At 61.3% G+C, this 20,402-nt stretch carries 21 protein-coding genes and 1 pseudogene; 10 read left to right on the top strand and 12 right to left on the bottom strand.

Translation table 11 applies throughout. The annotated features are described in order from the left end of the window. Positions 1 to 69: 69 nt before the first annotated feature. A complete protein-coding gene (locus tag ATE48_RS11105; protein WP_066771487.1) occupies positions 70 to 930 on the bottom strand; it encodes an MBL fold metallo-hydrolase in 861 nt (286 codons plus the stop codon). 70 nt (positions 931 to 1,000) lie between these two features. On the opposite strand from ATE48_RS11105, the gene ATE48_RS11100 reads away from it, so the two are divergent. The 3 genes from ATE48_RS11100 to ATE48_RS11090 are packed head-to-tail and all read left to right on the top strand — an operon-like array spanning position 1,001 to position 2,630. Beyond that, a complete protein-coding gene (locus tag ATE48_RS11100) occupies positions 1,001 to 1,327 on the top strand; it encodes an ArsR/SmtB family transcription factor (protein ID WP_066774929.1) in 327 nt (108 codons plus the stop codon). After that, entirely contained in the window at positions 1,324 to 1,857 is a 534-nt protein-coding gene (locus ATE48_RS11095; protein ID WP_066771485.1) for a rhodanese-like domain-containing protein, read from the top strand. Before ATE48_RS11100 ends, ATE48_RS11095 begins: the two co-directional genes overlap by 4 nt. After that, the gene (locus ATE48_RS11090) at positions 1,854 to 2,630 is read left to right on the top strand and encodes a sulfite exporter TauE/SafE family protein (RefSeq protein WP_066771482.1); all 777 of its coding nucleotides are present in this window, start codon (positions 1,854 to 1,856) and stop codon (positions 2,628 to 2,630) included. Before ATE48_RS11095 ends, ATE48_RS11090 begins: the two co-directional genes overlap by 4 nt. Before the next feature lie 243 nt (positions 2,631 to 2,873). On the opposite strand, the gene gyrB is transcribed toward ATE48_RS11090, so the two are convergent. The 4 genes and pseudogenes from gyrB to ATE48_RS11065 all read right to left on the bottom strand — a co-directional run bounded on the left by gyrB (position 2,874) and on the right by ATE48_RS11065 (position 8,028). Further along, complete coding sequence (gene gyrB, locus ATE48_RS11085; RefSeq protein ID WP_066771479.1) at positions 2,874 to 5,294, bottom strand: DNA topoisomerase (ATP-hydrolyzing) subunit B; 2,421 nt, start codon at positions 5,292 to 5,294, stop codon at positions 2,874 to 2,876. A gap of 104 nt (positions 5,295 to 5,398) precedes the next feature. After that, positions 5,399 to 6,031 (bottom strand): exopolysaccharide biosynthesis protein, encoded by a 633-nt coding sequence (locus ATE48_RS11080; RefSeq protein ID WP_083197304.1) that lies wholly within the window; start codon positions 6,029 to 6,031, stop codon positions 5,399 to 5,401. Then, positions 6,028 to 6,666, bottom strand: a pseudogene (locus tag ATE48_RS20060) (exopolysaccharide biosynthesis protein). The gene ATE48_RS11080 and the pseudogene ATE48_RS20060 overlap by 4 nt, the downstream one beginning before the upstream one ends. A gap of 90 nt (positions 6,667 to 6,756) precedes the next feature. Beyond that, on the bottom strand, positions 6,757 to 8,028 hold the full coding sequence (locus tag ATE48_RS11065) for a cytochrome P450 (RefSeq protein WP_083197528.1): 1,272 nt from the start codon (positions 8,026 to 8,028) through the stop codon (positions 6,757 to 6,759). A gap of 304 nt (positions 8,029 to 8,332) precedes the next feature. On the opposite strand from ATE48_RS11065, the gene ATE48_RS11060 reads away from it, so the two are divergent. Further along, positions 8,333 to 8,854, top strand: a complete 522-nt coding sequence (locus ATE48_RS11060) for an MHYT domain-containing protein (RefSeq protein WP_066771472.1) — start codon at positions 8,333 to 8,335, stop codon at positions 8,852 to 8,854. Beyond that, positions 8,844 to 9,194, top strand: coding sequence for an ATP-binding protein (locus tag ATE48_RS11055; protein WP_066771469.1), 351 nt, complete (start codon positions 8,844 to 8,846; stop codon positions 9,192 to 9,194). The genes ATE48_RS11060 and ATE48_RS11055 overlap by 11 nt, the downstream gene beginning before the upstream one ends. Here ATE48_RS11055 and recF read toward each other — a convergent pair. The 6 genes from recF to ATE48_RS11025 form a co-directional block, all read right to left on the bottom strand. Then, positions 9,191 to 10,336 carry a DNA replication/repair protein RecF gene (recF, locus tag ATE48_RS11050; RefSeq protein ID WP_066771466.1) on the bottom strand — a complete coding sequence of 382 codons (1,146 nt, stop codon included), beginning with the start codon at positions 10,334 to 10,336 and terminating at the stop codon, positions 9,191 to 9,193. The genes ATE48_RS11055 and recF overlap by 4 nt on opposite strands. Further along, positions 10,336 to 11,451 (bottom strand): DNA polymerase III subunit beta, encoded by a 1,116-nt coding sequence (dnaN, locus tag ATE48_RS11045; RefSeq protein WP_066771463.1) that lies wholly within the window; start codon positions 11,449 to 11,451, stop codon positions 10,336 to 10,338. The genes recF and dnaN overlap by 1 nt, the downstream gene beginning before the upstream one ends. Positions 11,452 to 11,617: 166 nt before the next feature. Beyond that, entirely contained in the window at positions 11,618 to 13,246 is a 1,629-nt protein-coding gene (locus tag ATE48_RS11040; RefSeq protein ID WP_156767734.1) for a DnaA ATPase domain-containing protein, read from the bottom strand. Between the two features lie 152 nt (positions 13,247 to 13,398). After that, positions 13,399 to 13,677 carry a 30S ribosomal protein S20 gene (gene rpsT / locus ATE48_RS11035; RefSeq protein WP_066771459.1) on the bottom strand — a complete coding sequence of 93 codons (279 nt, stop codon included), beginning with the start codon at positions 13,675 to 13,677 and terminating at the stop codon, positions 13,399 to 13,401. Positions 13,678 to 13,754: 77 nt separating this feature from the next. Beyond that, the gene (locus ATE48_RS11030; protein ID WP_066771457.1) at positions 13,755 to 14,528 is read right to left on the bottom strand and encodes an enoyl-CoA hydratase; all 774 of its coding nucleotides are present in this window, start codon (positions 14,526 to 14,528) and stop codon (positions 13,755 to 13,757) included. A gap of 33 nt (positions 14,529 to 14,561) precedes the next feature. Further along, positions 14,562 to 14,948, bottom strand: coding sequence for a hypothetical protein (locus ATE48_RS11025; protein ID WP_156767733.1), 387 nt, complete (start codon positions 14,946 to 14,948; stop codon positions 14,562 to 14,564). A 41-nt stretch (positions 14,949 to 14,989) separates the two neighbouring features. On the opposite strand from ATE48_RS11025, the gene ATE48_RS11020 reads away from it, so the two are divergent. Next, positions 14,990 to 15,466 carry a lysozyme inhibitor LprI family protein gene (locus tag ATE48_RS11020; protein WP_066771453.1) on the top strand — a complete coding sequence of 159 codons (477 nt, stop codon included), beginning with the start codon at positions 14,990 to 14,992 and terminating at the stop codon, positions 15,464 to 15,466. Here the strand turns inward: ATE48_RS11020 and mutM are convergent. Further along, complete coding sequence (mutM, locus tag ATE48_RS11015; RefSeq protein WP_066771452.1) at positions 15,463 to 16,320, bottom strand: bifunctional DNA-formamidopyrimidine glycosylase/DNA-(apurinic or apyrimidinic site) lyase; 858 nt, start codon at positions 16,318 to 16,320, stop codon at positions 15,463 to 15,465. The genes ATE48_RS11020 and mutM overlap by 4 nt on opposite strands. Before the next feature lie 81 nt (positions 16,321 to 16,401). Between mutM and ATE48_RS11010 the strand changes: the two genes are divergently transcribed. The 4 genes from ATE48_RS11010 to ATE48_RS10995 are packed head-to-tail and all read left to right on the top strand — an operon-like array spanning position 16,402 to position 20,332. After that, positions 16,402 to 17,169, top strand: a complete 768-nt coding sequence (locus ATE48_RS11010; protein ID WP_066771450.1) for a class I SAM-dependent methyltransferase — start codon at positions 16,402 to 16,404, stop codon at positions 17,167 to 17,169. Next, the gene (ubiB, locus tag ATE48_RS11005; protein ID WP_066771447.1) at positions 17,169 to 18,893 is read left to right on the top strand and encodes a 2-polyprenylphenol 6-hydroxylase; all 1,725 of its coding nucleotides are present in this window, start codon (positions 17,169 to 17,171) and stop codon (positions 18,891 to 18,893) included. The genes ATE48_RS11010 and ubiB overlap by 1 nt, the downstream gene beginning before the upstream one ends. Beyond that, complete coding sequence (gene coaBC, locus ATE48_RS11000) at positions 18,890 to 20,092, top strand: bifunctional phosphopantothenoylcysteine decarboxylase/phosphopantothenate--cysteine ligase CoaBC (RefSeq protein WP_066771444.1); 1,203 nt, start codon at positions 18,890 to 18,892, stop codon at positions 20,090 to 20,092. The genes ubiB and coaBC overlap by 4 nt, the downstream gene beginning before the upstream one ends. Then, positions 20,093 to 20,332, top strand: coding sequence for a hypothetical protein (locus tag ATE48_RS10995; protein ID WP_066771442.1), 240 nt, complete (start codon positions 20,093 to 20,095; stop codon positions 20,330 to 20,332). It abuts the gene before it with no gap. Positions 20,333 to 20,402: the final 70 nt, after the last annotated feature.

Raw genomic sequence — 20,402 nt, 5'->3', positions numbered from 1 at the left:
TCGTAGAGGATGCCGCGCCGAAGGGGTTCGGATGCGGATTGCGCAACCGAACCCTCCAAGCCGGGCCCTTTAGAGCGCGTTGATCGGCAATTTCAGATAGCGCACGCCATTAGGCTCGGGCGGGGGTAACTCGCCGGCCTGAATATTCACCTGGATCGAGGGCAGGATCAGCGCCGGCATAGACAAGGTCTTGTCACGCGCCTCACGGATCGCAACGAACTCGTCCTCTGAAACATTGGCCAAATGAATGTTCTTGGCCCGCTCCTCGCCGACCGTGCTTTCCCAGGCAAAGACATCGCGGCCCGGCGCTTTGTAATCGTGGCAGAGGAAGATGCGCGTCTCAGGCGGAAGCGCCAACAATTTCTGGATTGAGCGATAGAGCGTACGCGCATCGCCGCCCGGAAAGTCAGCACGCGCAGTGCCGAAGTCCGGCATGAACATGGTGTCGCCGACAAAAAGAGCATCGCCAATGAGATATGAGACACACGCCGGCGTGTGACCAGGAGTGTGGATCACTTTGATCTCCAAGGCGCCGAGTTTCAGCACTTCGCCGTCAGCGACCAGCTTGTCGAACGGACGGCCATCGGCGGTCACGTAGGCAAGATTGAAGACATCCTTGAAGACCTGCTGCACCGCTTTGATGCGCTCACCGATCGCGATCGGCGCCGCTGTCGCCTTCTTCAGGAACGGGGCGCCTGAAATGTGGTCGGCATGCGCATGGGTCTCAAGCAGCCAATTGATAGTGACGCCTTCCGCCTTCGCCGCGGCCAAGATCGCTTCAGCCGAATGCGTGCCGGTGCGACCTGAGCTTTGATCGAAATCCAGCACGCTATCGATGATCGCACCGTTCTTGGTCTCAGCATCCCAGACCAGATAGCTCACGGTGAACGTAGGCTCGTGAAAGAAGGCGCGGACTTTAGGGAGGGTCATGGCTTTGGCTCCGTTGATGCGCGGAATATTAGATATTGCTAAATTAGATTCAATTGATATATACAGCAAGATGGCTCTCGCTGAACTCTCCCCCACCCAGTTTGCCGCCAAGGCCGGCGAAGCGGCGGCGCTACTCAAGGCGCTGGCGCATGAATCGCGGCTGATGGTGCTTTGCCAATTGTCGGACGGCGAACACTCAGCCGGGGCGCTGCAAGAAGCCTCCGGCCTCTCACAATCAGCGTTGTCGCAGCATCTGGCGCGGCTGCGTGAAGAAGGCCTCGTCGCCACCCGCCGCGATGCGCAATCCATCTTCTATCGCCTCGCCGATCCCAACGTCGCCCGCATCCTCGACACGCTGGCGTCGATCTATTGCCCCCCAAAACGGAAACGGAAATGACCTCGCTCAATCCCATCAGCGCGCCGGAGCTCAAGCGGAAGCTCGATAGCGGCGACACCGTGCTCATCGACATCCGCGAGACCGACGAACACGCGCGCGAGCACATCCTCGGCGCGCGCCTCGCGCCGCTCTCGGCAATCGACGCGCACGATTTCGATCGCGACCATGGCAAAGCCGCCGTGTTTCACTGCCGCTCGGGTCTACGCACCCAAAGCAACGCCGCCACCTTGCTCGCGCGCGGCTTCCGCGAAGCCTATTACCTGCAAGGCGGCATCGAGGCCTGGAAGCAGGCCGGCCTGCCCGTGCACAGCAACCGCAACGCCCCGCTCGAGATCATGCGCCAGGTTCAAATCACCGCTGGCCTTCTCATTTTGCTTGGCGTCACCCTTGGCGCGCTGGTCAATCCAGCCTTCTATGGTCTCTCCGCATTCATCGGCGCAGGGCTTACCTTTGCCGGCACAACAGGCTGGTGCGGCATGGCGATGATCTTGAAGGCGATGCCGTGGAATCGCGGCAGCTTCGGCGCATGAGCCTCCCCGACATTCTTGCGATCTTGAGCGGCGGCGCCGTCGGCCTGGTCCTCGCAATCATCGGCGGCGGCGGCTCGATCCTCGCCACACCGGCGCTGCTCTACGTCGTCGGCGTCGCCAACCCGCACGTCGCGATCGGCACCTCCGCCATCGCCGTATCGGTCAACGCCTTCGCCAACTTCATCAACCACGCCCGCCGCGGCAACGTCCGTTGGCGCTGCGCCATGGTGTTCGCCGCCTCGGGCGTCTTCGGCGCAGCCATCGGCGCCGCCATCGGCAAAGTCACCGACGCGCAAATCCTGCTGCCGCTCTTTGCCGTGCTGATGATCGTCATCGGCATCGCCATGCTGCGCCGCCCACCCAGCGACACCGGCCAGGACGTCCGCCTCACCCGCGAGAACGCCCCCAAGCTCATCGCCTACGGCGCCGGCGTCGGCGCCATCTCCGGCTTCTTCGGCATCGGCGGCGGCTTTCTCATCGTCCCCGGCCTCATCGGCGCCACCGGCATGAGCATGATCCAAGCCATCGGCTCGTCGCTCTTCTCGGTCGGAAGTTTCGGCGCCACCACCGCCGCCTCCTACGCGCTCGACAATCTCATCGACTGGCGTATCGCCGCGCTCTTCATCGGCGGCGGCCTCATCGGCGGCCTCGCCGGCGCCTCGATCGCATCGCATCTCGCCAAGCAACGCGGCGCCCTACAACGCGTCTTCGCCGGCGTCGTCTTCCTCGTCGCCGCCTACATGCTCTACCGCTCCTTCATCGCGCCGCACTAACCCATCAGCCCGCACCTTCGCGGCTGCAACCCAAACGAGCGCACACGCGGCCTCTCGCCGCCGCTCATCAGCGCCGTCAGCGCCCACACCAACGCATCCGTCAGCTCTTCCACCAAAGCCACGAACGCACCGCATGCGTCACCCGCCCCTCCCTGATTTCCTTCTGGTCATCGTTGGGACGAACGACGAAAACCATTGGATTTCATTTCATCCAAAATCTGGAAATTGGTCTCAGATTCAGCCCTAGGCGTCCACGTCCGCTTCCAGCGCGAACTCTTCAATAAACGCGCGCCGAGGCTCGACCACATCGCCCATCAGCTTCGAGAACATCTCGTCGGCATCGTCGGCGTGATCGACCTTCACTTGCAGAAGCGTGCGCACGTCGGCGTCGAGCGTGGTTTCCCAGAGCTGCTCGGCGTTCATTTCGCCAAGGCCCTTATAACGCTGCACGGTGACGCCCTTTTGCCCCGCACCTTCGATGGCGTGCAGCAGCGAGAGCGGGCCGTTAATGTCGATCACTTCGCCGCCGCGCTTCAGCTGGGCGCGCGTGACGTAGGTTTCGCGCAAGGCCGCTGCGCGATCGGCAAGGCGGCGCGCATCGGCGGAGGAGAGAAAGAGCTTATCCAAGGTCGCGCGTTCGGCGACGCCGCGCACCGTGCGCTCGAGCACCAGCGCGCCATCAGGATCGAAGCGGCCGGTCCAATTGCCCTCGCCTTCTTCGGCGATGGCGTTGAGGCGGACGGCGGCTTCTTGCGCTTCTTTATCGCTCGCGCCCTGTGCGAACGCGCCGGCGATGGCGGTTTGCTCCAAGACGCTATCAGGTACGCGCGCGTGCAAGCGCTTGATCAAGGTTTCGACGGCCATGGCTTCGCGCGCCAGGCGCTTCAAATCATCGCCCGCATATTGCGCGCCGGCCGCTTCAAGCACGGCGCCTGAAGAGCCTTCCTCGATTAAGAAGTTCTCGAATTCGGCTTGATCCTTGAGGTAGCGGCCGCTCTTGCCTTTGGTGGCTTTATAAAGCGGCGGCTGGGCGATGTAGAGATAACCGCCATCGATGATCTCGGGCATTTGCCGATAGAAGAACGTCAGCAGCAGCGTGCGGATGTGGGCGCCGTCAACGTCGGCGTCGGTCATGATGATGATTTTGTGGTAGCGCAGCTTTTCGATGTTGAAATCGTCGCGGCCGATGCCGGTGCCGAGCGCGGTGATCAGCGTGCCGACCTGTTCGCTCGACAGCATCTTATCGAAGCGCGCGCGCTCGACATTGAGGATCTTGCCGCGCAGCGGCAGCACGGCTTGGGTTTCGCGTGCGCGGCCCTGCTTGGCCGAACCGCCTGCCGAGTCACCCTCGACGATGAAGATTTCTGACTTGGCCGGATCTTTCTCCTGGCAGTCGGCGAGCTTGCCCGGGAGCGAGGAAATATCGAGCGTCGATTTGCGGCGCATTTCGCGCGCCTTGCGCGCCGCTTCGCGCGCGGCGGCGGCTTGCACGATCTTGCCCATCACGTTCTTGGCGTGGCCGGGATTTTCCTCGAACCATTGATTGAGCGCATCGCTCATCAAGTTTTCGACCACCGGGCGCACTTCTGAGGAAACCAGCTTTTCCTTGGTCTGCGACGAGAATTTCGGATCAGGCACTTTGACCGAAAGCACGCAAGTGAGGCCTTCGCGGGCGTCGTCACCGGTGATCTCGACCTTTTCCTTTTTGGCGATGCCGGAGCTCTGCATGTAGGCGTTCACAACGCGCGTCAGCGCGCCGCGGAAGCCGGCGACGTGGGTGCCGCCATCCTTTTGCGGGATGTTGTTGGTGAAGCAGAGCGTGTTCTCGTGATAGCCGTCATTCCACTGCATCGAGGCTTCGACGGTGATGCCGTCCTTCTCGCCGATGACATAGATGGCGTCCGGGATGAGCGCGGTGCGGCTACGGTCGAGGTGGTTGACGTAGGCTTTGACGCCGCCTTCGTAGAAGAGCGTTTCTTCGAACGGCTCTGGCCCGCGTAGATCCTTGAACATGATGCGGACGCCGGAATTGAGAAACGCCAGCTCGCGCAGGCGGTGCTCGATGGTTTTGCGGTCGTACTCGACCATGGTGAAGGTTTTGGGAGAGGCGAGGAAACGCACGGCGGTGCCGTTTAGCGTCTTGCCGTCTTCCTGCGGCGCGGGGCCGACTTCCTTCAGCGGCGCAACAGCGTCGCCATGCACGAAGCGCATGGCGTGCTCTTTGCCGGCGCGCCAGATGCGCAGATCAAGCCACTCGCTGAGCGCGTTCACGACCGAGACGCCGACGCCGTGAAGGCCGCCTGACACCTTGTACGAGTTCTGGTCGAACTTTCCGCCCGCGTGCAGCTGAGTCATGATCACTTCAGCTGCGGAGACGCCCTCTTCCTGGTGGATGTCCGTCGGGATGCCGCGCCCGTTGTCGATGATCTCGGCGCTGCCGTCCGGGTGCAAAATCACCTGAACTTTGGTCGCGTGTCCCGCCAACGCTTCGTCGATCGCGTTGTCGACGACTTCGTAAATCATGTGATGAAGACCGGACCCATCATCCGTATCCCCAATATACATCCCCGGCCGCTTCCGCACCGCGTCTAAGCCTTTGAGAACTTTGATAGAATCGGCGCCGTAGTCGGGAGCGCTCGCGGGGGCGTTTTGAGGGGCGGTCATGGGTCTCGAATCGAGGTGAAAATGCTGACCGAATATAGGGATTAACCCACGAAAAGTCGCGGTTTTGATGCCACGCGGGCGGGAAAAAGCACCGCGAAAAACGTTCAGAAAATCAGTGGCTTGGCGACCCAAATTGCGCCGAGCATGGCAGCCGTCCCGAGCGCCAGCCAAAGCCCGTCGCGCGCGACCATTCCGAGGCCGAAAAACACGACCGCCAAACCCGGTATCAGGGGCGCGAGCGGAATGAGACCCAGCGGGAACGTGATCAGGGCGGCGAGGATGCACAATACCGCCACGAGGTTCACGAACGGCGCGCGCGACAGAAAGGTGAGACGCGGCTTCAGGAGCTTGTCGATGGCCGTGGCGACGCCCCTGCTCCTTTCTATGCCGGCTTTGACAGCATCGCGCGGCAGGTTGGCGCCGAGGGCCTTTTGGGGAAGCCAGATGCGCTTGAGGCCGAGCGCCATCTGGCCGGCGACGAGGAGCGTCAGTGCAGCCGCGAACCAGGTCATGCCGGGGATTACGGTGGCAGGTGAGATTGCGAACAGACCGATCACCAAAAGCAATGGCCCGTAAGAGCGACGCCCTACCGAATCCAGAATCTCGCCGAGCGTGAGGGATTCAGGCGTCTCATCGCCATCGCACTTGGCCGATATCTCATCGAGCACGCCTTCGAGGTTCGTGGGCGTTGCGCGTTTGGCACGTGTCGGAGGTGCTTGGATGATCTTCTGGGTCAAGCGACGAGCGGAATAGCGAACAAAAACGCGGCTGCCGTGAGCGCGACGCCGATGGCGAGCAAAACACCGTCACGCGCAGTCATGCCGAGACCAAACATAACGATGGCGATACCAGGCGCCAACGGCGCGAACGGGATGAGCGACAGCGGAAAAGTGATCAGCGCGGCCGCGACCACACAGAGCGCCACTATATCCACCCACAGTGGCGCTGTGAGGAAAGTCCAGCGCGGGCGCAGAAGATCGCCTTCAATGGGATCGAGGATTGGACGCGCCCGATCAAGAAATACGAAGAACGCGCGGCGGGGCACAGAAATCTCAAGCATTGGCGTCGGCAGCCACGGACGCTTCAAACCGAGCGTCATTTAAAGCGCCACCAGCAACGTGATGGCCGCAACGATTGAAGTCATGAACGGCAGGACTGTCGCGGGCGAAATTGCAAACAGCCCCAAAATCAGCAGCAGCGGCCCGTAGGAACGGCGGCCGACCGCGTTCATCAGAACGCCAAGTTTCACGCCGTCGAGCGCGCTATTGCGGTTCACGTTGTAGGAGAGTTCATCCAGCACGTCGGCGAGCCCGTTTGGGTGGGCTTCTGTCCGTTCAGGTCCGGACGTGGCGGATGCGAACACACTGATCATGCGCCCGACAAACGCCGCTTAGGAACGCAGGTTCCAGGTTAACGCGCAACCGCCTCGAAGCGTTGCATTCGCGCCAACGTTATTCTTGCCTCAGCCCGAAATTCGAACCGGCAAGCTTTCGTAGCCCTTCACGAAAGACGAATAGACGCGCTTGGGTTCCGCCATAACTTCGATGTGGTCGAAGCGCTTCAGGATCTCTTCCCAAACGATGCGGAGTTGCATTTCGCCGAGGCGATTACCGACGCAGCGGTGAATGCCGAAGCCGAATGAAAGATGGCGGCGAACGTTCTCGCGCTCGATATCGAACGCATCGGCATTCGGGATCACTTCGTCATCGCGATTGCCGGATACATACCACATCACGACTTTGTCGTGCTTCTTGATGAGCTTGCCACCGAGTTCGACGTCTTCAAGCGCGGTGCGCCGCATGAAGGCGAGCGGCGTCTGCCAACGGATCGTCTCTGAGACCAGATTCGGAATGAGGGCCGGATTGGCCTTTAGTTTCGCGTATTGCTCTGGGTATTTGTTTAGCGCGTAAACGCTGCCGGTAATCGAGTTACGCGTGGTGTCGTTGCCACCGACGATCAGCAGCACGAGGTTTCCAAGGAATTCCTGGCGCGGCATGTCCTTGGTGCTCTCGCCGTGCGCGAGCATGGAGATGAGATCGTGGCGCGGCGGCGCGGCGGCGCGCTCTTCCCATAGGCCGTTGAAGTACTGAAGGCACTCCATCAGCTCCGCGCGTCGCTGTTCGTCGCTTTCGACCACCCCTGCTCCCGGTGCAGCGGTGGCGACATCGGACCAACGCGTCAGCTTGCGGCGATCTTCCCACGGGAAATCGAAGAGCGTGGCCAGCATCTGCGTCGTCAGCTCGATCGAAATCTTGTCGACCCAGTTGAACACCTCGCCACGCGGCACTTCATCGAGGAGCTTGCCGGCGCGTTCGCGAATAACCGGCTCGAGATTGGCCAGATGGTTCGGCGCAACGATCGGTGAAACCGTCTTGCGCTGTACGTCATGCTTCGGCGGGTCCATCGCGATGAACATCGGCAACGGAAAGTCTTCTTCCGGATCGAACAGAACGATCGACGGCTCAGATGAAAATTGTTGGTGGTTCGTGTCCACCGCCATGATGTCGTTGTACTTGGTGACGGACCAATACGGGCCGTTCTGGCTATCCTGGCAGTAGTGGACAGGATCCTCTTTTCTCAGCCGCTCGAAGAACGGCCAGAAATTGTTGTCCCGGAAACGCTCTGCGCGGCTGATGTCCAACTTGGAAAGATCAGTCTTCCACGCATCCTCATTCGGATCGTAGTTGAAAACGTAGTCCTCGTTGCGCTTCGGAACGTAATCGGAAATGGCCATGGCGCCCACAGCACCAAATTTCGGCGCACTTGTCACGGCCTCAGCGCTCACCGCTCCGATTTTTGAATTTCCCTAGCGGCGCCACGGGGTGGCGCGGTTGAGCCGATTTCAGGGCAACGCGTGCCCTAACGCACATGGCGCCGTTCAGGTTCGAGTCGTTCATGCTGCGCGTCATTTCCAGCATTACAGAAGAGCACAATCTTTGGCTCTTGGTGATGGCCGCTTTGATTTGCGCTGTCACAAATGTTTCCGCGTTCTGAATGCTGAAACGCGCTCAGGCGCGGCGTGAAAACATTGGAAACCTTTGGTCGATGGCGGCCTGACGGCCGGGCTCGGCGTCTGGGCAACCCACTTTGTCGCCATGACGGCCTACGACGTCGGCCTGCCGCTCGGCTTCGCGCTGCTGCCATTGTTGGGGTCGCTGGCAATTTCCTTTGCCGCGCAGACGACTGCGTCTTGGCTGTCGCACCGGGCGAGCACGCTTCGCAGCAGAATCTTGGCCGGCGTGCTCTCCGGCGGCGGGATCATCGCCATGCATTATCTCGGCATGATCGGGCTCCTTGCTGCGGCGCTGCGACAATGGAACGGGGAGCTCATCGGCGGCTCGGTTTTCCTGGCGCTTGTGCTGGCCTCATTTGCCTTCGCAGCGTTCTTCACAATCACCAGCCGTTACCGCGCCATCGCCGCCTGCGGCGTACACTGTTCGCGACATTCTCGGTACCTTAATGCCTGCGGCGCGCAGCGGCGGCGTGAAATTGCGCGCGGTCGTGCCGCGTGCTTGGCGGCGGCGTTTCTGACGCGTTCAAGATCAAGCAGTGCTTGCTGAACCTTGTGTCCAACGCGGTAAGGTTCAGCCCGATGGCGAAGTGGTGTTGTATGCACGCCGCAAATCACACAGCAGTCGCGATTGGTTGGTCTTTGATGTAGTCGATACCGGTGTTGGCATGACACCGGAGCAGATCTCGCGTCTCTTCCACGCGTTCTCACAGGCCGACGCCACGGTCACGCGCCGGCTTGGCGGCACCGGCCTCGGCCTCACCATCACACAGCGTTTTGTGCGCTTGATGGGCGGTGACGTGACCGTCAAAAGCGCGCCAGGCAAAGGCTCGACGTTTACGTTTGTCGTTCCTGCTGAGCTAAATGCTCCGCTACGCGTTGCGGCTTAAGCGCGATAGACTTGGCCGTCGCGCACTTCGAACATTTGCGTACGAGCGCCGAAGGCTTCGAACAAGTTCTGATCCGTGCCGGTAAGCCAGGCCTGGCCTTCGTTCGCGAGCAATTCGTCGAACAAGGCAGCGCGGCGTACTGAATCAAGGTGAGCGGCAGCCTCATCGATAAGGATGAGAGACGGCCCTGCTCCCGGATCGCCCGCGAGCGCCCGCGCCTGAGCTAGCGTCAAGCCCACCAGCAACGCCTTCTGCTCGCCGGTTGAGCACTGATCGGCGTCCATGTTCTTGGCGGCATGACGCGCCTTCAGATCGCTGCGGTGCGGACCATCGAGCGCGCGCCCGGCGCCGGCGTCGCGGCCACGAACGTCACGCAACAGCTCGGCGAAATCCTCTTCCACGTCGGCGCTCTTCGAGCCGTTCTCAAATCGGGCTTCGAGCAATCCTTCAAGCGCGAGGATGGCTTTCGGAAACGCGCCGTCGGGACGTGTATCGATCGCTTCCTGAAGGCGATGCAGCGTCTCAACGCGGGCCGCTGCGATGGCGGCGCCGTGCGCCGACATTTCCCGCTCCAGGCCACCAAGCCAGGCATCGTCGAACATGCGATCGGCGAGCAGACGCTGGCGCTCGCGCATCGCACGTTCGTAGGCCGCCGCGGCCGCGCCGTGCTGTGCGGCGCGCGCGAGCGTCAAGCGATCGAAGAAACGGCGCCGATCCCCTGCGGCGCCTGACCAGAGGCGATCCATGGCTGGTGTAAGCCAAGTCATACGCGCAGCCTCAGCTAGGTCGGATGCAGTGGCCGGCTGACCATCACGGCGGGTGACGCGCTTTACACCACCTTCAAGCGTGCGCTCCGCGCCGGCGCCGATGATGGTCGCGTAGTCATCGTTCATAACGCGCGCCGACACAGCCCAGGGCTGCGCACGGAATTCATCGCTCTCGCCTGCGCGCGCGACATCGGTCAGCGAGGCGCTCCGTAGGCCGCGGCCAGGCGCTAGCATGGTCAGCGCTTCTAAGATATTGGTCTTGCCGGCGCCGTTCGCGCCGAACAGGCACACGGGTCGAGCGTCGAGCTCAAGATCAAGCGCGGCGTGATTGCGGAAGTCCGTAAGCGTGAGCCGCGAGACGTGAAGTGAGTGCATTACACTCTGAGCGGCATCAGCACGTAAATCGCCGCATCGTCGGCTTCGTCACGCACGAGCGTCGGCGAACCGGAATCGGCCAATTCGAAAACCGCGCTCTCACCTTCAATCTGCTGCGCGACATCGAGCAGATACTTGGCGTTGAAGCCGATTTCGAGCGCGTCATCGCCGTAATCGGCGGCGAGATCTTCGGTGGCGACGCCAGCGTCGGGGTTGTTGACGGTGAGCGTGATCTTGTCCTTATCGAGCGCCAGGCGCACCGAACGCGAGCGTTCCGCCGAAACGGTCGCGACACGATCAACCGCTTCAGCGAAAGCCTTGTTCGGAATTTTGAGCTTCTTGGAATTGTTCTTCGGAATGACGCGCGCATATTCCGGGAACGAACCGTCGATCAGTTTCGAAGTCAGCACCGCGTCACCGAGTGCGAAGCGAATTTTCTGCGGCGAGACAGCGATCTCAACCAGATCAGAGGCATCATCGAGCAAACGCTTCAGTTCGCCAATTGTCTTTCGCGGGACGATGACGCCCGGCATGCCTTGTGAGCCCTTTGGTGCGCCGTAATCAGCGAGCGCAAGCCGATGACCGTCCGTCGCGACAGCACGAAGCTTAGGACCATCGGCATCGACTGTGTGAAAGAAAATGCCGTTGAGATAATAGCGCGTCTCTTCCGTGGAGATGGCAAAGCGCGTCTTATCGATCAGGCGACCGAGCTCGGTCGGTTCGATCTCAAAGCGGGTCTCGAAGCCATCTGACGGCATCGACGGGAAATCGCCGGCCGGGAGCACCGGCAGATGCAGGCGGGACTTGCCAGCCTGGATGAAGAGACGCGGATCGTCGCCGTTCACTTCGAGCTTCACCGCCGAACCGTCCGGCAGCTTGCGGACGAAGTCATAGAGGTAGTTGGCGGGTGCGGTCGTCTGACCGCCGCGCTCAACTTCGGCGGAAGCGCTTTCGGAAATCTCGATATCGAGATCCGTGGCCGTGAGCTTCAGACTGTCGCCCTGGGCGGACAGCAAGACGTTGGAAAGGATTGGAATCGTGTTGCGGCGTTCGACGACGCTTTGCACGTGATTGAGTGCCTTTAGGAGCGCCGAGCGCTCGATCGTCAGCCGCATTCCTTGACCCCTCGTCCCTTATGCCGCTCCAGCAGGGACACATAAAAACACCCCCTGTGGGAGCCTGAGTCGGCTACCGCAGGGGGTGCGAAATTAGCAGAAGCCGCGCGAACCCCAAGCCCCAATTGCAAGACTTAGCGGGCGCGCGGCCAAGGGGCACCCAGGTTTAGGGCTCGCGGCGGACGGCGCGCGCGATACCTTCGAGTTCCGCCTTCAGGTTCGGATCGGTTTCGGAGAGCGCGGCGATACGATCGCGCGCATACATGATTGTCGTGTGGTCAAAACCACCGAAGCGCTGGCCGATATCCGGCAGCGAGGCGTGCGTCATCTTACAGGCGAGGTACATCGCTACCTGACGCGGACGCGCGATCGAATGACGGCGCGTACGTTCCAGCAATTGCTGCACGCTCATATTGTAGTGACGCGCGACAACTTTCTGCACCAACTGCACGGTGATGCGGCGCTCCGCACCTTCGGCCAGTTTGCTTTGCAGAGCATTCGCAGCGGCTTCTAGCGTCACAGTAATCCCTCCCGAGATCTTCCATTCGATGAGAAGTTGGCAGACCGCGCCATCGAGTTCACGGCCAGTAACGTGCATGCGATCAGCGATCATGTCGAGCGCTTCCGGTGCAACACTGAAACCCGAATTCGCGCGCGCGTGGTGCGCGACACGGGCATCAAGAATTTTACGGCGCAGCGGCGCATCCGGCTCAGCAATCTCGCTAACAGCAGCGCCCTTGAGCTTTGCCTTCAACGCATCGTCGAGTCCTTCCAATCCATCAGGACCATGATTGGCTGCAAGCGCAATCTGACCACCGCGACGTGTAAGTTCGTTAATCGTGTCGAACGCTTCTTCTTGCGTCGCGCGCTTGCCGCAGATGCGATGGAAGTCGTCGATGATGAGAAGGTCCGGCGCGCGGACCATCTCTTTGAACGACGATGAGTCGCGCTTCTTGTGCAGCGCCGATTGAAAGCACTCGAGAAATTCTTGGCCCGTCATGAAGAGGACCTTGCGGCCACGCGCGATGGCTTCGTGCGCGGCGGCGTTGAGAAGGTGCGTCTTGCCGCAACCCGGCGGCGAATGGACCAACCACACAGGGAACGTCACGCCAACGCCGGCGCCGATCATCTGTGCGACGGTATATGCATGAAAATTGCTCGGGCCATCGGCGAAGGTCTCGAAGGTGAGTTCGAGCGGACGCGCCGGTTCGGGGTCCGCCTGGCGGGCTTCTTCGATGCGCGCGTCCGCGAGCGCGCGGACATCAGCAGGTATTTCGTGTTCTAGGAGAATTTGGATCTTCTGGACGCGCGGCTCGTAGGCGCGCATGCGCGCACCGAGACGGTCCACAACCTGTTGGTTCAAACGCTCTTTTGCGATCCGCGACCCAGCCCGAAAGAGCAGGACGCCATTCAATTCCGCCACCAACCGAAGTGGACTGATGTACGAACCGTAGAAGTCAGCGCCGTACTCGCTGACCAATTCCTTTTGAACCAGCTCGAATGCACGCGCCGCCCCGACACCCGCCGTATCCCGGCGGGCTTCTTCGCCCTGTTCCATGCAGCCCCCGCTTAGAACGTTTCTGTTTTTAGCCGCCCCTAGGCGGGCACACCTCTCCCGTTCGAGCCGAATGTCTTTTTCGGCCCGATGCTTGCGCACCGGCGTCACAGGGACTGTCGAACGGGCGAGCCGCGCTCGCCTGACCAGCGAAATTTGCGCCCTTCCACAGGCGCCGTCAATAACAGTTTCTTTACGTTTTAGCCATTTTCCACATCGAAATGATGTGCGGTTAAGCACATGAATTCCAATATGTTTTTAAGGATATATCGAACGGTAGAGCAGTCCGGAACCGGACAAATACTCACCGCTTATCCGCAAGCTGTTGCGGACTCGAACTATGAAGATTCGTGAGAGTTTGGCGACAGAAAAAATACGGTCGCGGCGGCCGATTAGGCCTTCTTCGAACCCGAAAGGGTCGCGATGCGCTTGGAAAGTCGAGAAACTTTCCGGCTCGCCAGATTCTTGTGAACAACGCCTTTACCGGCGGCCTTCATGGTCGCGGACTCGGCGGAGCGGAGGGCTTCTTGAGCAGCCTTCGCGTCGCCCGAGGCAATCGCTTCTTCAACTGAACGCCAAGACGAACGCATCCGGGTGCGGCGCGCCTTGTTGACCGCCGTACGGCGGGCAATCACGCGGGTCGCTTTCTTTGCGGACTTCGTATTCGCCATGGTTTCAGTATTTCCAGATCTTAGTTTCGGACGCGAAGCGCGGGGCTATAGCCTCGCTGTGAGCAGCCGTCAAATGCTCAGCGGTCCTTAAATTCGGGGGGCCGCTTTGCAATGAAGGCGGCCATGCCTTCCTTCTGATCCTCAGTGGCAAAAAGGCTGTAAAACAGCCGCCGTTCGAGGCGCAGTCCCTCGTTCAAGGGGGTCTCGAAGGCGGCGTTTACCGCTTCCTTGTTGGCGATCGTCGAGAGCGCGCCAAAGCCTGCGATCTTTTTTGCCGCAGCCAGCGTCTCTTCCATCAACTTTTCGGCAGGCACGATGCGGGCGACCAGGCCGCAGCGCTCAGCTTCGGCGGCATCCATCATCCGACCGGTGAGGCAAAGATCCATCGCCTTGGCCTTGCCGACGGAGCGCGTTAGCCGCTGTGAGCCGCCCCAAGCCGGCATGACGCCAAGCGTGATCTCAGGCTGGCCGAACTTCGCTGTGTCAGCGGCGATGATGAAATCGCACATCATGGCGAGCTCGCAGCCGCCGCCGAGCGCATATCCCGCAACAGCGGCGATCAACGGTTTGCGGGTGCGCGGCACGCGCTCAAGATTGGAGAACGGATCACGCGCATAGAAATCGCTGAACTGACCTGCCGACATTTGTTTGATATCGGCGCCCGCGGCGAACGCCTTCTCAGAGCCGGTGATGACGATACAGCCAATGCTCGCATCCGCCTCGAACGCGTCGAGCGCAGCACTCACTTCGCCAATCAGCGCATCGTTCAGTGCATTCAGCGCCTTTGGGCGATTGAGACGAATGACGCCAACGCCGCCATCGGTTTCGACAAGAATGTTCTCGTAGGTCATGGGCGCTTTGATTGCGCCGTGGAGCGGCGAAAATCAATCCGCGTTCATCGACGCCGGACGCACGATTAGCCGCACGCGGAGTTGGGTTCCGCCGTCGTGCGGCGCGATGTTCAAAACCAACCGCTCGCGCCCCCGCAGGAATGTCAGATCTTCGCTCCCCTGCGCCGGTTCATAGGCCCAGCCGAGAGCGGAAAGGCTTTCGGTGTAGAAGGCCCGCACCTGGTCCGGCATTGGTGCGCCATGCGCCGTCGCCATAACCAAGCCAGCATCATCGGAGGTCGCGAATGATGTCTGCTGGTTTTCGCTCTCAGCCAGACCTGTCGCGATGGGCAGATCCGGGATCGCCGCGAAATAGGCCGTCTGCGCGAACGCTGGCGCGGCGCAGAAGATCGTGGCGATGAGAAACACGGCTCGACTCATTGCCGCAGTTTAGCTCTGATCGCGACGTACCGGGAGACGTCATGCGCACTTTAGCCTTTCTCTTCGTCTTCGCCGCACTCACCGCGGTCACAACACCTTTCTCCGCCGCCTCCGCGACCACGCCTCTAAGTCCCATCGCAAATTGCCTCACGCTCGCAGGCGACAGCGATGCGGCGCAGACGGCCTGCATCAGCGGTTTTGCAGCCGAGTGCATCGAAACCACGCCGAACGGTGACACCACGATCGGCACGATCCAATGCGTCGACGCAGAACGGCTACAATGGGAAGATGTCCGCGCGACCGTGATTGCAACGTTGCGCGCGAACGAATCTCCCTCGCAGCGTATGTTGCTCGCCGATGCGCTCTCCCAGCATCGGCGGTGGACGGACGCGCGCTGCGCGTATGAAGCCTCAATCTACGAAGGCGGCTCGTTGTCTCGCATCGTCGCCGCGCAATGCGTACGCGACGCCATTGCAGAACACACGTTGTACTTGATCAATCGATATTCAGAAGACTAACGCTGGCACTTGGGGCACCAGAAGGTGCTCCGCCCGCTGTGCACAGCGCGCTTGATCGCGCCGCCGCAATCTTTCATTGGGCACTTTTCGCCTTCGCGGTCGTAAACTCGGAAGCGCTGCTGAAAGCTGCCCTGTGCGCCATCTACGCCAGCATAGTCGCTCAGCGTTGAGCCACCGGCCTCGATAGCTTCTTCCAAGACAGCGCGGATGGCATGGAAAAGCTTATCCAAACGCTGCGCCGAAATACTGCCGGATGCCTTCACCGGCGCGATCCCTGCCCGGTGCAAAGCTTCGACCACGTAGATGTTGCCCAACCCCGCAACGACACGCTGATCCAGTAACGCGGCTTTGATTGGCGCCTTCTTTTTTGCCAGCGCGCTTTTCAGATACGGCTCGTGAAAATGATTGCCGAGCGGCTCTGGACCCATCGCTTTGAAGAACGGGTGCGCCTCAAGCTCATCTTCTGGAATAAGATCCATGTAACCGAAGCGGCGCGGATCGTTGAACTCTAGCTTCGCGCCGTCTTCCATGTCGATCACGACATGCGTGTGCGCCGGGTCTGTCGGTTCGGCGTAGTAGAAATCACCGGGCTGTTGCTTGACGCCGAGGATCGTCCACCGCCCCGTCATGCCAAGGTGCGTGATCCAGACATTGCCGTCATCCAAATGCGCGAGCAGATATTTGGCGCGGCGCTCGAGTGCATCGACGCGCCGTCCGCTTAATCGCGCCGCGAAACGCGCCGGAAACGGAAACCGCAGATCCGGGCGTTTGGTGCGCGCGCGCTTGATGCGCCGCCCGACCAGAGCCGGCGCCAAGCCGCGCCGCACGGTTTCAACCTCAGGCAGCTCAGGCATGCGGCGAAATGTCGGAAAGCAAAGGCAAAAGCATCGCCGGCCGATATAGCCCCACCCCGGCCCCGCCGCTATGCTCCGGCCATGACGACATCGAGTTCTGACGAGACCGTATCCTTCGGGTTCCAGGATGTGCCGAAGGCCGACAAGGCCGGCATGGTGCGCGGGGTGTTCTCCTCGGTCGCGTCGAAATACGATCTGATGAATGACGCGATGACGGGCGGCATGCACCGGCTCTGGAAAGACGCCGTTGCAGCGAAGCTCAACCCGCAACCGGGCGAGCTCATCCTCGATGTCGCCGGCGGCACTGGTGACATCGCGCGGCGCCTCAAAAAGCTCGGCGACGGCGCAGCGCAACGGCGCGGGTTGGAGCCGCCGGAAATCCACGTCATCGACATCAACACCGAGATGCTGGAAGCTGGACGCGCGCGCGGCGAAGATGGACTGCACTGGCACGAAGGCGACGCCGAGAATTTACCAGTCGATGACCATGTCGCCGACGCCTACATCATCAGCTTCGGGATCCGGAACTGCACCGATGTCCCGGCGGTTCTGCGCGAGGCCAAACGGGTTGTGAAGCCGGGCGGCCGGTTCTTCTGTCTGGAGTTCTCGCGCCTCGCCATTGGCGGGCTCGAGCCGGTTTATGATTTCTATTCTTTTAACGCGATCCCGGCGCTGGGGAAATTGCTGGCGAATGACGCGGATTCCTACCGATATTTGGTCGAATCCATCCGCCGCTTTCCGGATCAGGAAACATTTGCGGCTATGATCCGTGAGGCGGGTTTCGCACGCGTGGCCTATCGCAACATGGCCGGCGGCGTCTGCGCGCTGCATTGGGGTTGGTCGATTTAGTGGTTTCGCTGTCGCAGTTCATCGCGCTCCTCGTTGTTGCGGGGATCATCGCCGGGTTCGTATCCGGCGTGTTCGGACACATTTGGCGGTTGCTGCGTGTGGCGGGCACGCTCGTGCGTTACGACGTGCTGTTGCCCTCGGAATATTATGATCAGTACTCCGTGCCGGTGCAGGCCGCGCACACGGCGATGCACGTCTTCGCCAAGCGCAAACGCGGCCGCAGCGTCGGCGTACGCCTGGCGCAAGCGCTGGAACGATTGGGCCCCGCCTATGTGAAAGTCGGGCAATTCCTGGCGACACGTCCGGACATGATCGGCGTCACCGTCGCGCAAGAACTCGGCCGGCTAAAGGATCGGTTGCCGCCCTTCTCGCGCACCGAAGCGCTCGACACGATCAACAGCGAACTCGGTGGCACGGAAGGCTTGTTCGCCGGCATCTCCGAAGCGATGGCGGCAGCTTCGATCGCGCAGGTCCACCAAGCCATCGTCGAACGCCACGGCGTCGTTGCGATCAAGATTCTGCGCCCGCGCATCGAAAAGAAACTCGCGCGCGAAATGGGCGCGCTGCGCTTCCTGGCGCAATGCATCGAATTCTTCTCCAAGCGCTCTCGCCGTCTTGAGCCGGTTCAGTTCATCGACACCGTGGCCTCCGCGATGGAGCGCGAGCTTGATCTGCGACTGGAAGCCGGCGCCGCGGCGGAGTTCCGCGAAGTAGCGGAGAAGGAAGGCTATCTTTCCGTCCCGCAGATCGATTGGTCGCGTTCGGCCAAGCGCGTGATGACTCTGGATTGGATCGACGGCATTCCGCTGACCGATTCAAAGGCGCTCGACAAAGCCGGCGCCGATCGCAGCGAACTCGCCATCGCGGTGACCCGCGGCTTCCTCGCTGCAGCACTCGATTACGGTTTCTTCCATGCCGACATGCACGAGGGAAACCTCATGTACGGCAAGGACGGCAAGCTCTGGATCGTCGACTTCGGCATCATGGGCCGAATTGGTCACAAAGAGCGCCGCTATCTCGCTGAGATCCTCTACGGCTTCCATCGCCGCGACTATCGCCGTGTCGCAGAAGTGCACCACGAAGCCGGCTACGTGCCGGAGAAGTTCACGATCGAGGAATTTGCGCAGGCCCTGCGTGCGATCGGCGAGCCGATCTTCGGCAAAACGGCAGACGGCATTTCGATGAGCCGCTTGCTTTTGCAATTGTTCGACGTCACCCATCTCTTCGGCATGCATTTGCGACCTGAACTGGTGCTGCTGCAAAAAACGATGGTCCAGGTCGAGGGCGTGGCGCGCGGCCTCGATCCACAGCACGACATGTGGACGGCGTCGCGCCCCATCGTTGAACGCTGGGTCCAGCGCGAACTCGGCGCCGAAGCGGTCACGAAACGCGGCATCGATGAAATCAGCATGGGCTTCCAGGCACTGCGCCGCCTGCCTCAGACGCTGCTCTCGATGGAGGCGGCCGCGCGCAAGGTCGCGATTGAGGCGCCGCGCGAGGAACGCAAATGGTATCAGCTGCCTGCGTTCTGGATCGGCCTGATCGGCGGCGCGCTGATCGTCACCGTCTTCGCACCAAAGGACGCAAGCGAGCCACGCCAGCCGCCGCCAACAGAGGCGATTGAAACCAGCGTGCAGCCTGATGCGGAACCGCTTGAGCGGGTCGACATTGACGCCGATCTCGCACAGCCGGGCGCTCAGACACCGGCGGAGCCGGCGCCATGAGCAAACGCGTGTTGCTGATCATCGGTGGCGGCATCGCCGCCTATAAGAGCCTCGAACTCATTCGCCGCTTGAAAGAGCGCGGCCTTGCCGTGCGCGTGGTGATGACCGAGGCAGCGCAGCGTTTCGTCACCACCTTGGCGGCGGGCGCGCTTGTCGGCGAACCGGTGTTCACCGATCTCTTCGACCAAGCACACGAATTCGACGTCGGCCACATCCGGCTGGCGCGCGAGTGCGACCTCATCATCGTCGCGCCCGCAACCGCGGACTTGATGGCCAAGCGTGCGAACGGCCTTGCCAACGATCTTGCCTCCGCCGTTCTGCTCGCGACCGACAAGCCGGTTCTGATGGCGCCGGCGATGAACCCACACATGTGGAGCAACGCCGCGACGCGCCGGAACTTCGCGACGCTCCAAGCCGATGGCATCCGCCTCATCGGACCAAACGCAGGCGAAATGGCGGAGCGCGGCGAAAGCGGCGTCGGCCGGATGGCCGAGCCTGAAGAAATTCGCGACACGGCGATCGCATTTCTCAGCGATGGCCCGCTGAAAGGAAAGCGCGCGCTGGTGACGGCGGGGCCGACGATCGAAGCAATCGATCCAGTCCGCTTCCTCTCCAATCGCTCGAGCGGCAAGCAAGGCTATGCCATTGCAGCGGCCCTCGCTGAACTCGGCGCGGACGTGACATTGGTGTCGGGGCCAACCAACCTTGCAGCGCCCGCAGGCGTGACGCGCGTCAACGTCGAAAGCGCGCGGGACATGCTGGAGGCGAGCGAAGCTGCGTTGCCGCTGGATGTCGCCGTCATGGTTGCGGCCGTTGCTGACTGGCGCCCGACGCAAGAAGCACAAACCAAAATCAAGAAGGACGCCGCCGGCATTCCGGCGATCGCGCTGCAAGAAAATCCAGATATCCTCGCCACGCTTTCAAAACCCGGCAAGAAACGCCCGAAGCTCGTCGTCGGCTTTGCCGCCGAGACCGATCATGTCGAGGAGCATGCGCGCGCCAAGATCGCCAAGAAGGGCTGCGACTGGATCGTCGCCAACGATGTGTCCGGCGACGTGATGGGCGGCGCCGAAAACGCTGTCATCTTGATCAGCAAAGACAAATCGGAAGCTTGGCCGCGTATGGCGAAAGAAGCGGTCGCGCGGAAGCTTGCGGCGGAAATCGCGAAATCGCTGGGCGCAAAGGCGCCGCGAAAGTAGATGGCCGATGACCGTCCACCGCGCAGAGAGAGCGTGCTGGAACTGGTGCTTGGGGTTTTATCGCTGCTCTGGTGGAGCAGCATTCTCATCGAAGGATTGGGTGTCACCCTTGTCGTCGGGCTGACCGACATCGAACCTCGATCCGCTGCGCTCATGGTTTTACCCGTCCCATTGATCGTCTGGGTTGTCCTTTCGGTCCAAAAATCGGTTCGAAAACCGGCGCTCTACTCCTGGCCATAGGCCAAGCGGTAGAAGTTTGCCGCTCGTTTCATCGCAAAAATCCCAAGTGGCAGGTGACCCTGGCGTAAAC

It is taken from the genome of Candidatus Viadribacter manganicus, assembly GCF_001679665.1.
Classification (GTDB): Bacteria; Pseudomonadota; Alphaproteobacteria; order Caulobacterales; family Aquidulcibacteraceae; genus Vitreimonas; species Vitreimonas manganica.
The sequence above is the reverse complement of the archived record's forward strand: the minus strand, read 5'-3'. Positions and strand labels throughout refer to the sequence as shown.